Origin of the sequence: Streptomyces musisoli (genome assembly GCF_016741855.1) — a bacterium.
Classification (GTDB): Bacteria; Actinomycetota; Actinomycetes; order Streptomycetales; family Streptomycetaceae; genus Streptomyces; species Streptomyces musisoli.
Map to the genome: position 1 here is coordinate 54,477 of NZ_JAERRH010000024.1, position 11,421 is coordinate 65,897.

Annotated in this window: 10 protein-coding genes; 6 read left to right on the plus strand and 4 right to left on the minus strand. The window is 75.0% G+C overall.

Annotated elements, in window-relative coordinates:
* Position 1: 1 nt before the first annotated feature.
* Both JK361_RS35485 and JK361_RS35490 read left to right on the plus strand, forming a co-directional pair.
* Positions 2–3,271 (plus strand): non-ribosomal peptide synthetase, encoded by a 3,270-nt coding sequence (locus JK361_RS35485; RefSeq protein ID WP_201826305.1) that lies wholly within the window; start codon positions 2–4, stop codon positions 3,269–3,271.
* The gene (locus tag JK361_RS35490) at positions 3,268–5,325 is read left to right on the plus strand and encodes a beta-ketoacyl synthase N-terminal-like domain-containing protein (protein ID WP_201826306.1); all 2,058 of its coding nucleotides are present in this window, start codon (positions 3,268–3,270) and stop codon (positions 5,323–5,325) included. The genes JK361_RS35485 and JK361_RS35490 overlap by 4 nt, the downstream gene beginning before the upstream one ends.
* Before the next feature lie 59 nt (positions 5,326–5,384).
* Here JK361_RS35490 and JK361_RS35495 read toward each other — a convergent pair whose 3' ends face one another.
* The 4 genes from JK361_RS35495 to JK361_RS35510 form a co-directional block, all read right to left on the minus strand.
* Positions 5,385–6,122 (minus strand): thioesterase II family protein, encoded by a 738-nt coding sequence (locus JK361_RS35495; RefSeq protein WP_201826308.1) that lies wholly within the window; start codon positions 6,120–6,122, stop codon positions 5,385–5,387.
* A gap of 95 nt (positions 6,123–6,217) precedes the next feature.
* Positions 6,218–6,703: a hypothetical protein gene (locus tag JK361_RS35500; RefSeq protein WP_236054168.1), complete on the minus strand. Its 486-nt coding sequence runs from the start codon at positions 6,701–6,703 to the stop codon at positions 6,218–6,220.
* Positions 6,704–6,713: 10 nt separating this feature from the next.
* Positions 6,714–6,956 carry a hypothetical protein gene (locus JK361_RS35505; RefSeq protein ID WP_201826310.1) on the minus strand — a complete coding sequence of 81 codons (243 nt, stop codon included), beginning with the start codon at positions 6,954–6,956 and terminating at the stop codon, positions 6,714–6,716.
* A 142-nt stretch (positions 6,957–7,098) separates the two neighbouring features.
* Positions 7,099–8,352: a serpin family protein gene (locus JK361_RS35510; RefSeq protein ID WP_201826353.1), complete on the minus strand. Its 1,254-nt coding sequence runs from the start codon at positions 8,350–8,352 to the stop codon at positions 7,099–7,101.
* Between the two features lie 376 nt (positions 8,353–8,728).
* Here JK361_RS35510 and JK361_RS35515 point away from each other — a divergent pair, with 376 nt between their 5' ends.
* The 4 genes from JK361_RS35515 to JK361_RS35530 all read left to right on the plus strand — a co-directional run bounded on the left by JK361_RS35515 (position 8,729) and on the right by JK361_RS35530 (position 11,158).
* Positions 8,729–9,481 carry a GntR family transcriptional regulator gene (locus tag JK361_RS35515; RefSeq protein WP_201826312.1) on the plus strand — a complete coding sequence of 251 codons (753 nt, stop codon included), beginning with the start codon at positions 8,729–8,731 and terminating at the stop codon, positions 9,479–9,481.
* A gap of 380 nt (positions 9,482–9,861) precedes the next feature.
* Positions 9,862–10,053: an SPOR domain-containing protein gene (locus JK361_RS35520; protein ID WP_201826314.1), complete on the plus strand. Its 192-nt coding sequence runs from the start codon at positions 9,862–9,864 to the stop codon at positions 10,051–10,053.
* A gap of 56 nt (positions 10,054–10,109) precedes the next feature.
* Complete coding sequence (locus tag JK361_RS35525; RefSeq protein WP_201826316.1) at positions 10,110–10,595, plus strand: (deoxy)nucleoside triphosphate pyrophosphohydrolase; 486 nt, start codon at positions 10,110–10,112, stop codon at positions 10,593–10,595.
* 155 nt (positions 10,596–10,750) lie between these two features.
* Complete coding sequence (locus JK361_RS35530) at positions 10,751–11,158, plus strand: ATP-binding protein (RefSeq protein ID WP_251094783.1); 408 nt, start codon at positions 10,751–10,753, stop codon at positions 11,156–11,158.
* The last annotated feature ends 263 nt before the right edge of the window (positions 11,159–11,421 follow it).

The window sequence follows — 11,421 nt, forward strand, 5'->3', positions numbered from 1 at the left end:
CATGACCAGCGACACCCTTGCCCTCGACCAGCCGGCCGCCGACGAGGAGTACGAGTTCCCCGTCTCCGACGCACAGAGCCGGCTGCTCGTCCTCGACCAGCTGAACCCGGGCACCGCGCAGTACAACGTGCCGGCCGCCTTCGCCGTGACCGGCCCCTTCGACGTCGCCGCGTTCGGCCGTGCCCTGGACACGCTGGTGGCCCGGCACGAGTCGCTGCGCACCGTCTTCCGCACCGCACCGGACGGCACGCAGAGCCAGCTCGTGCGGGCCGCCGGCGGCGCCGCGCTCACCGTCGAGGACGCGGTCCCGGCCGGCCGGGTGGACATGCTGCTGCGGCAGGAGGCCGCCCGCCCCTTCGACCCGGCCACCGGGCCCCTGCTGCGCTGCACCGTGTACGCCGTCGACGACGGCACCCACCGCGTGCTGCTCGTAGCCCACCACCTGGTCTGCGACGGCTGGTCGCTCGGCATCATGCTGGACGAGTTGGGCGCCGCCTACCGGGACGAAGCGGCCGGACGGCCACACAGCCCACCGGGCCGGCCCCTCCAGTTCCCGGACTTCGCGGTCTGGCAGCGCGAACGCCGGGCGGCGGGGGAGTACGACACGGCCGTGCGGCACTGGGTGGAGGCGCTGCGCGGCGCGCCCGCCACCCTGGAGCTGCCCACGGACCGTCCGCGGCCCGCCGTGCGCTCCGCGGACGGCGGCACCGCGCGCTTCCCGCTGCCGGCCGCCACCCGGGCCCGCCTCGCCGAGGCGGCCGGTGCCCGCGGGGCGACGCCCTTCATGGCGCTGTTCGCCGCCTACGCCGCCTTCCTCGCCCGGCTCTCCGGCCGCGACGACCTCGTCATCGGCTACCCGGTGTCCGGCCGCGAGCACCCCGACCTCCAGCACACCGTCGGCATGCTCGCCGGCACCCTGGCCCTGCGCGTCGACGTGAGCGGCGACCCTTCCTTCCACGAGCTGACCGCCCGTGTCCGCACCGCCCTGCGGGCCGCCGCCGCGCACCAGGACGCCCCGTTCGAGGCGGTGGTGGACGCCCTCGCCCCGGTCCGCGAGACCGGCCACGACCCGGTGGTCCAGGTCGTCTTCTCCTACGACGACGACACCGCCCTCACCCTGGACCTCGCCGGGGCCGGCACGCGACGGCTCGCAGTCGACCTGGACACCGCGAAGTTCGACTTCCATCTGCACGTGGAGCGCTGGGGCGAGGACCTGGCCGCCCAGTTCATCCACCGCGGCGACCTGTTCGAGACGGCGACCGTGCGCCGCTGGACCCGCACCTTCACGGTCCTCCTGGACGCCCTCCTCACCGACCCCGACGCCCCGCTCTCCACCCTCGCCCCGGTCGCCGAGGACGAGCGGCGGCTGCTCGTCGCCCAGAGCGACCGGCTCCGCGAAGCCGCCCCCGCCGACCGTCTGGTCCCCGACCTGATCGCCGAGGTCGCGGCGGCCCGCCCGGACGCCACCGCGCTGGTGCACGGCGAGGAGAGGCTGAGCTACCGCCGGCTCCTGGAGCGTGCCGACACGCTGGCGGCCCGGCTGCGGGCCGCCGGAGTACGCCCGGGCAGCCGGGTCGGACTGCTCCTGCCCCGCTCGGCGGACCAGGGCATCGCCGCGCTCGCGGTGCTGCGGGCGGGCGGCGCCTACGTGCCCCTCGACCGCGCCCACCCGGACGACCGCCTGCGCTACATGCTCGACTGCTCCGGCGCCGGCCTGCTGCTGACCGCAGAGGCCACCGCCGAGCGGGCCGCGGAACTCGGCGTGCCCTGTCTGCGCGTCGACCGCACCGGCCCGGCCGAGCCGGCGCCCGTCACCGACGGCCCGGCCCCCGGCGCCCGCGACCTCGCCTACGTCCTGTTCACCTCCGGCTCCACCGGCCGCCCCAAGGGCGTGGCCGTCGAGCACCGCTCCCTGGTCAACCTGACCACGGCCGTCCGCCACTCGTTCCCGGTGACGGCCGACGACCGGGTCCTCCAGTTCGTCGCGTTCGGCTTCGACGTGGCCGTCTCCGACCTGTTCTTCCCCTGGGTCGCGGGCGCCGAACTGCATGTCCCGACCGAGGACGAACGGATCGGCGAGGGACTGCTGCACCGGCTGCGCGACTCCCGCATCACCTACGTCTTCCTGCCGCCGTCCGCCGCCATGCTGCTGCCCGACGTCCGGGGACAGCTGCCCGACCTGCGCACCGTCGCGGTCGGCGGCGAGTCCTGCCCCGCCGAACTCGTCGAGCGGCTGCACGAACCCGGCCGGCGCATCGTGAACGCCTACGGCCCGAGCGAGGTCTCCGTCTACTCCCACACGGCCGACCTGACCCCCGGCGAACCCGTCGTGCTCGGCCGCTCGGTCGCGGGCAGCCGTTTCTACGTCCTGGACGAGTGGCTGCGCCCCGTCCCCGTCGGCGTCACCGGCGAGATCTACATCACCGGCGCCGGTCTCGCCCGCGGCTACATCGAGCAACCCGGCCTGACCGCCGAGCGGTTCGTCGCCGACCCCTACGGCGCCCCCGGCACCCGCATGTACCGCAGCGGCGACCTCGGACGCGTCGACGCGCACGGCGCGCTGACCTACCTGGGCCGCAGCGACCTCCAGGTCAAGCTGCGCGGGGTGCGCATCGAGCTGGGCGAGATCGAGTCGCTGCTGGCCGCCCACCCGGACGTGCGGATCGCGGCGGCGGCCGTCCGCGGCACCGGCGACGAACAGCGGCTCGCCGCCTACGTGGTGTGCCGCGAGGGAGCCGCCCCACCAGCCGACGACGCCCTCCGCGCCCACCTCGCCGAGCGGCTGCCGGCCTTCATGCTCCCCGAGCTGTTCGTCCACCTCGAGGCGCTGCCGCTCAACGGCAACGGCAAGATCGACCGCTCCCGGCTGCCGGAGCCGGACGTCACCCGCCGCACCCCGGACACCGGTGCGGCGTCCGGCGGGACCGCCACCGAGCGGCTGGTCGCGGACCTGTGGGCACGCCTCCTGGCCACGGACCGGGTCGGCGTCCACGACAACTTCTTCGACCTCGGCGGCAACTCGGTGCGCCTGCTGCGCGTGCTGGCGGCGCTGCGCGAGGCCGGTGCGGACGGCGGGCTCACCCTGGTCGACCTGTTCCGCCACCCCACCGTCACCTCCCTCGCCGCCCGCCTCGACCAGGCCCGCGCGGCGGACCCCGCCGACGCCGACGACTCCGCCGACCCCGCCGACTCAGCCGCCCGCGGCCGGGAGCGGCACCACCGGCGCACCGCAGCCCGACGACTCCGCTCCCGGAAAGGCACACTCCGATGACCGACACCGCAGCCCCCGAGGCCCTCGACTCCGCCATCGCCGTCGTCGGCATGAACGGCCGTTTCCCCGGCGCCCCCGACCTCGACACGTACTGGGCGAACCTCCTCGGCGGCGTCACCTCCATCACCGACTTCACCGAGGAGGAACTCCTCGCCGACGGTGCCGATCCGGCCCAGGTCCGCGGCCGCGACTACGTGCCGTCCAAGGGCGTCCTCGCCGACGCCGACCGCTTCGAGGCATCCCTCTTCGGCTTCAACCGCACCGAGGCCGCCGCCCTCGACCCACAGCACCGGCTGCTCCTCCAGACCGCCTGGTCCGCCCTGGAGGACGCCGGGTACGACCCCCTCGCCGCCCCGCGCCGCACCGGCGTCTACGTCGGCGGCGGCGTCACCGCGCACATGCTGGCCGCCCAGACCGACCCCGCGCTCGCCGCGCAGATCGGCGCGCTCCAGGTGCGCATCCTCACCGACCGCGAGTTCCTCGCCCCCTGGATCTCCTACCGCCTCGGCCTCGACGGCCCGAGCCTCACCGTCCAGACCGCCTGCTCCACCTCCCTGACCGCGATCCACCTCGCCTGCCAGGCCCTGCTCCTCGGCGACTGCGACACCGCGCTGGCCGGCGGCGTCGCCGTCGACACCGTCCGCAGGCGCGGATACGTCCACTACCAGGGCGGGATCTTCTCGCCCGACGGCCGCTGCCGCCCCTTCGACCAGGCGTCCGGCGGCACCGTGCCCGGCAACGGCGTCGGCGTGGTCGTGCTGCGCCGCCTCGCCGACGCGCTCGCCGACGGCGACCCCGTCCGGGCGGTCATCCGCGGCAGCGCCGTCACCAACGACGGCGCCGCCCGCGTCGGCTTCACCGCCCCCGGAGTCGACCAGCAGACCGCCGCCATCGTGGAGGCCTGGACGACGGCGGGCCTCGACCCGGCCGACGCCCAGTACCTGGAGGCACACGGCACGGCCACCGAGCTGGGCGACCGCATCGAGGCGACCGCCGCGACCGCCGCGTTCAAGGGCGCCCTCGGCACCGGCTCCATCGGTCTGGGCTCGGTGAAGGCGAACATCGGCCACCTGGACGCGGCCGCGGGCGTGGCCGGGGTCGTCAAGACCGTCCTCATGCTGGAGCACGCGGTCATCGCCCCGACCGCCGGAGCCGGCCGGCCGCACCCCGAACTCGTCCTGGGCGACTCCCCGTTCCACGTCGTCACCGAGGCCGAGGACTGGCCCGAGCCCGAGTACGGCCCCCGCCGGGCCGGCGTCAGCTCGGTCGGCATCGGCGGCACGAACGTCCACGTCGTGCTGGAGCAGGCCCCGCCCCGCTCCCGGGACACCGGGACGCCGGGCCCGGAGGTGCTGCTCCTGTCCGCCCACACCGGGGACGCCCTCAAGGCCCTCGCCGGCCGCCTGGCCACCGCCCTGCGCGCCCCGGACGCCCCCAGCCTCGCCGACACCGCGCACACCCTCCGCTTCGGCCGCACCCCCCTCGCCGTCCGCGCCTACGTGCTGGCCGCCGACCGCGAGGAGGCCGCGATCCGCCTCGGCGAACTCGCGGAAGGCAGCCCGGTGTCGGCTCCGGCCGCCGCGGACGACCTGCGCGCGATCGGGGAGGCGTGGCTGCGGGACGAACGGCTGCCCTGGCCGCGCCGGGGCCGCCGGGTCTCGCTGCCGACGTACCCGTTCGGCGGGGAGAGCTACGGCGAGCACGGCCCGGCGACGGCACCGGCGTCCCGGGAGCAGGCGTCCCAGGACGAGAACCCGGCCTCCCCGGCGCCTGAGGCGGGCGACGGCCTGGACGTGTCCGTCCGCGCCCTGCTCGTCGAGACGCTCGGCCTGGCCGGCACCGGTGACCTCGCCATGACGTACTTCGCGGCCGGCGGCGACTCCCTCGCCGCCGTCCACCTGGTCGGCTGCCTGCGCGACGACTTCGGCATCGACGTGCCGCTCACCCTGTTCCTGGAGGAGCTGACGCTCGACGAGCTGGCCCGGCGGATCGTGGAGGCCCGGGAGCCGGACGACGCGCTGGACGCGCTGCTCGGCGAGTTCGAGAACGCGTGAGGGCAGGAGGACATGGCAGAAGGGGGCCGGTGGCCACCACCGGCCCCCTTCTCGCCGCCTCACGAGCGCACGGGAACCGACGTCAGCACCCGGGCCACGGTCGGCAGGTGATCGTCCAGGTAGAAGTGCCCGCCGGCCAGCACATGCGTGGTGAACTCGCCCTCCGTCTCCTGCTGCCAGACCGGCACCTCCGCCGGCGGCACCCGCGGATCGGCGTCCCCCGTCAGCGCCACCACCGGGCAGCGCAGCCGGGGGCCGGGCCGGTAGGAGTAGGCGGACAGCATCGCGTAGTCCGCGCGCAGGGTGGGCAGCGCCAGCTCCAGCAGCATCGGGTCGGCCAGCAGGCTGTCGTCCGTACCGGCCAGCCGCCGCAGCTCGCCCAGCAGGTCGTCGTCCGAGGGCACCCCCGACCACGGCATCGTGATCGGCAGCGAGGGCCCGCCGCGACCCGACACGAACAGCGCGACGGGCGCCCGGCCCCGCGCCTGGAGCACCCTGGCCGTCTCGAACGCCACGAGCGCGCCCATGCTGTGCCCGAACAGCGCGAGCGGCCTGCCCGCCGGATCCGCGGGCAGCGCGTCCAGGACGGCGTCCACGACGTCGCCGATCCGCTCGGCGAACGGCTCCGCGAACCGGTCGTGCCGGCCCGGGTACTGCACCACCAGGGGCTCCAGCGGTCCGGCGACCGCCGCCGACAGGGCGTGGTAGGCACCGGCCGCCCCGCCGGCGTGCGGGAAGCACAGCAGCCGGGCGGGGGCGTCGGGGGCGGGGTGGAAACGCCGAATCCAGTCGTCCATGAGAATCCTCTCTCCTGAGGTACCTGACAACGAGCCGGGCCCCGTGCCGGTTCGCCCGGCCCGGGGCCCGTTCTCGTCCGCGTGCGCCGGACGGATCACTCCGCCGCGGCCATCCAGCTCTCCAACTGTTCCAAGGTGGTCTCGGGGTTGGCGACGAGAACGTTCAGCTCGTCGTCGGGCGGGTTGAGGGTGACGACGGCGGGACAGCGGTGGCAGCCCTCGACACCGACCTGGTTCCACCACTTGCAGTGCGGACGCAGGTGGCACCGTGGCACGGCCGCGGACGCGGCCTCGGCCTTCGCCGGCACGGCCCGGATGCGCTCGATCAGACCGCACGCCTCGCCCACCCGGTTCGCGCAGTCCGACACGCAGTGCGAGGCGAACCGCAGTACCCGGTGCGGGGAGATCCCCTCCGGGATGCTGCCCAGGACCTCGGCCGCCGGAACCGGATCGGCCAGGTAGACCACCTCACCCCCGTCCCCGGACCGGACGCCGAGGACCACGCTCTCCGGGCGGCTCGCGTCGCCGGAGGGACACCAGTCGAGGGGCCGTCGCCCCGCGGAACCGTCCACGGTGCTCACCTCCGGGCCCCTAGCAGGCGGCCGGGTGGACGCCCGACTTGCCGCTGTCGGCGACGATGCCGCCGGTGACGCCGTCGGTGACGGCGCCGTTCGCCTTCTCGGTGGCGACGGCCTTGGCGATGCTCGCCGCCAGCTGCTCCTGCGAGGTGATCCGCTCATGCCGGGTGGCCGCGGGCGCGGGCGCGGCGGCCGCCGTGACGAGTCCGGTGACCAGCGCCGCCGCCGCGGCCGCCGTACGAAGTCCCTTGTTCATCTGTGCTCCTTCCCAAGTCTGCTGTTCGATACGGGACTCGACGGTAGGGACGGAGCCGGGCCGGCACCGGCGGTCCGGGCGGCAGCTTCGCGGAGACACCGGGCCCGCGACGGCGCCCCCGGGTGCGTACGCCGGCTCGCGTTCAGCCGGCCCGGGGCGGCGGGGGCGGAACGGCCCGTCGCAGGGCTCCCACGGGGTACGGCGCAGGTTCCGTGACCCAGCCCGCCATCAGCACGAGACGGGAGTCGCGGTCGGCGGCGAGGAAGCCGAAGGGGCGGTCGAAGGCGACGCGGACGACGGTGGTCTCGTAGCGGTACTCCGGGACCCCGGCGGCCGCCCGGGGCATGACCGCCGTCACCGCCGCCGCCCGGAAGCCGAGCGCGCCGAACTGGGCCACGGCCGACTGGCGGGCCTCTCCGACGGCCAGCGGGTAGGCGCTGATGCCCGGGAAGTGGCCGGCGCGGACGTCCGCCGCCGTCGTGAGGCCGAACAGGCCGGGCAGGCCGAGCAGACCGTGGTCGGCCCGCACCTCGAACGCCACCGTCCGCACGTCCAGCGTCTTCGGCTCGGGCTCGAGGGCCGGCTGCTGCTCCACGTGCAGGCCGGGGCCCACGTGCCCGTGCGGCAGCGCGCCGCCCCCGGACAGCGGAAGGCTGCGCTCCACGATGCCCACCCCGGCCGCCAGCACCTGACCGGGCGTCATCCGCTCCTCACCCAGCACCAGGTGGACGTCGATGCCGTTGTCCCCGGGCACCGTCAGCGCGGTGACGAAGCCGTCCGCGGTGCCCGCCACCCCCACCCGGTCCGGCCGCACGCTGCGCCGGCGCAGACCGCGCAGGGTCCGGCCCTGCCAGGGGCCCGCATCGGGCCGCAGCGGCCCCTCGGAGAACGGCTGCCGCCACTCCGTGCGCAGCGCGAGCGCACTGGCCAGCACCATCCGCGCCTCCCGGGTCAGCGTCACCGGCATGCGCTCGACCAGCCCGCCGGTCCGCTCGGCCGCCCACGCGTCCAGCCGCTCCTGCGCGGTGACGAGGTCGTCCCCGAACACCCCGTGGGTGCCGGCCGGGAGCCCGGCCCGCCACTCCTCCCGCAGGGGCAGCCCGTGGTGCGCCCACAGGCCGAGCGCCGCGTCCAGGCCGGACACCGACGCGAGCCCGGCCAGCAGGTCCCGGGCGGCACCGGCCGCCTGTTCGGCGAGCATCCCCAGCGCACCGGCCAGCTCCGCCCGCGCCGGTCCCGCCGCGCCGTCGGCGAGGAAGGCCAGCAGGGGCCAGACGCCGGCGGCCGAGAAGGCCGTGCCGTCCTGGACGGTCGCCGCCCACCGGGCGGCGAGGGCGTTCACCGCCCCGACCGCCGAACTGCCCGCCCGTCCGTCCGTCTGGGTCTCCACCCGCATTCCGCCCCCGTTCGTGCCCTGCTCGGCATGCGGCCGCTCGTAGGTCGGTCCGGCCGCCGGCCCGGCCGCCGGCCCTGTGGCCGCCGCCCGCTCCAAGAGCACGGTACCGGTGCCCATATCCCCGCATCCCGGCCGGGACGGCCCACGCGGCGGGGAGGCGTCCGCCGCCTTCCGGCTGACGGGCGGCGCCTGCCCGCCGGGATGCGGGTGTGAGCGCGCGAGGTGTGAGGAGCGTCTATAAGGGAGAGAAAGTGCCTGGGTAAAGCCTTCCCCACCCGCAAGTCATCACATCGAGTGATTCTCTGGCCTTCACTTGCACGGCACAACCCACGGTTGCCAGGCTGTTGCTGTCTGTACAACCTGATGGGAGCGGCCAGTGACTTTCGGTGAGCAGCCGGCGTACCTGCGCGTCGCGGGTGATCTCCGCAAGAAGATCGTCGACGGTTCACTCCCGCCCCACACCCGGCTGCCCTCGCAGGCGCGCATCCGCGAGGAGTACGGCGTCTCCGACACCGTCGCGCTGGAGGCCCGCAAGGTGCTGATGGCCGAGGGGCTGGTCGAGGGCCGCTCCGGCTCGGGGACCTATGTGCGCGAACGGCCCGTGCCCCGGCGGGTGTCCCGCTCCGGGTACCGTCCGGCCGGCGGCGCCACCCCCTTCCGGCAGGAGCAGGCCGACGCCGCGGTGCGCGGCACCTGGGAGTCCAGCAGTGAGCAGACCGACGCCGGCGCGGTCATCGCCGAGCGGCTCGCGATCCACACCGGCGACCGGGTCATGCGCACCAAGTACCTGTTCCGCGAGAACGGCGAGCCGATGATGCTCTCCACCTCCTGGGAGCCCCTCGCCGTGACCGGCCGCACCCCGGTGATGCTCCCCGAGGAGGGCCCGCTGGGCGGGATGGGCGTGGTCGAGCGCATGCGGGCCATCGACGTCATCGTGGACAACGTCACCGAGGAGGTCGGCGCCCGCCCCGGCCTCGCCGAGGAACTGCACCTGCTCGGCGGCGTCCCCGGCCATGTGGTCGTGGTCGTCCAGCGCACGTACTTCGCCTCCGGGCGTCCGGTCGAGACCGCCGACGTGGTGATCCCGGCCGACCGCTACCGGGTCGCCTACCACCTGCCCGTCAAGTGAGCCGGCCGGGCCGGCGCACCGCCCCGACGGCACCGTGTGCGCCCCCTCGCGTGAGGTAGCGCACACCCTGACGCGCCTCGGGCGCGCCCGGACCCGTCTCCGCCCCCTCGCCGGCGCCCTTGCGGGCCGCCGCAATCCGGCCGTTCTCGCAGGTGACCCTGGTTACCCCCGGCACGCCCCCGAGGTGAGGCAGGGGAGTTCGCGACGGCGCATTCGGTCCCGTGCGCCCCCGGCGTTCTGGCTGGTTGCGTACCTCTTTGTGAAAAGCCGTATTCGCAGCGTAAAGGTTGGGCGTACGCTCGGGCATATGCGGATTGCGGTTTCCTTAGGCGGGGGAAGCGGGTGGGGCGGTGCGAGAAGGGATGCGGGCGGTGGGGGCCATGAGTGAGGGCACGGTCTCGCTGCCCTGGATCGTGATACGGCAGGACGACAACGGCAATCGCTACCGCGTCGGCCGGTACGCGACCCGCGCGGAGGCGCAGAAGATCGCCGACAGTCTCGACGACCGGGGACACGAGCAGCTCTACTGGGTCGAGCGCATCGGCCAGAACGGGGACGGCACGCAGAACTGACCGGCCACGGCGGCACGCAGAACCGACCGACTGCGGGCTCCCGTAGGCTCCGCTCCATGACACGCACGACTTCCGGACGGGATCCGATCGTGGTGGTGGGAGCCGCCCTGCTCGACGGCGGCCGGCTGCTCGCCGCGCGCCGCAGCGCGCCCGCGGACCTGGCAGGGCGCTGGGAGCTGCCCGGCGGCAAGGTCGAGCCGGGAGAGCGGCCCGAGGATGCCCTGGTGCGTGAACTGTGCGAGGAACTGGGCATCGACGCCGAGCCGGTCGGGCGCGTGCCGGGGGAGTATCCGCTGCGGACGCCGTACGTCCTGCACGTGTGGACCGCCCGCCTGCGCCCGGGCTCACCCTCGCCCCGGCCCCTCCAGGACCATGACGACCTGCGCTGGCTGACGCCGGCGGAGCTGTGGGACGTGCCATGGCTGGACCAGGACGTGCCGGCGGTGCGCGAGATCGAGAAGACCTTCCCGGCCGAGGCGGACGGCCGGGCCGCCTCCCGGTCGGCCGATCCGGGTGGCGGGTGGGCGCAACCGGGGTGGTGACCGGGGTTCGGGGGGCTCACCCCTGATCCGCCGAGCACCCCGTACGCCGTTCGTGCCACAGTGCGCCCTCTGGTGCGGTACTGCCCACGGGATATCGGGTATGTGCCCATTAACCCCATGAAATCGGACATGGGTGGGCTCCGCTGGCCTGGGAAGTGATCGGCGTGATCGACACCGATGGTGACTGCGCCGAGTGGACGTTTCCGGCGGAGCCGGGCGCCGTGCGCGCCGCCCGTGCGGCGGTCCGGGGCCAGTTGCACGGCTGGGACCTGGACTGCCTCGCCGATCTCGCCGCGCTGCTGGTCAGCGAGCTGGTCACCAACTCGCTGCGGCACGCCACCGGTCCCATCGGCGTACGGCTGGTCCGTCCCGGCGCGCTCGACGACACGCTGCGGGTGGAAGTCTCCGACCCCCTCCCGGACCCGCCGCGCGAACGTGTCGCGAACCCCGAGGACGAGAGCGGGCGCGGCCTCCAGCTGGTCGCCGGCTCGTCGCGCCGCTGGGGCACCCGGCCCGGCAGGAGCGGAAAGACCGTCTGGTTCGAGCTGGCGGTGCCGGGCTGAGGCCGGAACACCCGCGGGGCACGGGGGTGTACAGCCGTCGACGGCCCGTCCATCGTGCGCGCCGGGGGCGCACGCGGTCCGGCGAAGCGTGATTCGGCGGTGTGTTCCCTGGTTAGAAGAGTGGAAGTGTTGTCACGGACCGGTCCGAAAAACACCTGGACCGAGCTGTGATCGTGAACACCGTGTCGTGCGGCACCGTAGTGCTGGATACTGCGGGCAGCCGCTGCCGGTGACCGGTGCCGGGCGCGGTGAGCTGGAGGGGA

Coding starts and splice junctions, on each gene's coding strand:
- JK361_RS35485 (WP_201826305.1), top strand. CDS start 2: ATGACCAGCGACACCCTTGCCCTCGACCAGCCGGCCGCCGACGAGGAG.
- JK361_RS35490 (WP_201826306.1), top strand. CDS start 3,268: ATGACCGACACCGCAGCCCCCGAGGCCCTCGACTCCGCCATCGCCGTC.
- JK361_RS35495 (WP_201826308.1), bottom strand. CDS start 6,122: ATGGACGACTGGATTCGGCGTTTCCACCCCGCCCCCGACGCCCCCGCC.
- JK361_RS35505 (WP_201826310.1), bottom strand. CDS start 6,956: ATGAACAAGGGACTTCGTACGGCGGCCGCGGCGGCGGCGCTGGTCACC.
- JK361_RS35510 (WP_201826353.1), bottom strand. CDS start 8,352: ATGCGGGTGGAGACCCAGACGGACGGACGGGCGGGCAGTTCGGCGGTC.
- JK361_RS35520 (WP_201826314.1), top strand. CDS start 9,862: ATGAGTGAGGGCACGGTCTCGCTGCCCTGGATCGTGATACGGCAGGAC.
- JK361_RS35525 (WP_201826316.1), top strand. CDS start 10,110: ATGACACGCACGACTTCCGGACGGGATCCGATCGTGGTGGTGGGAGCC.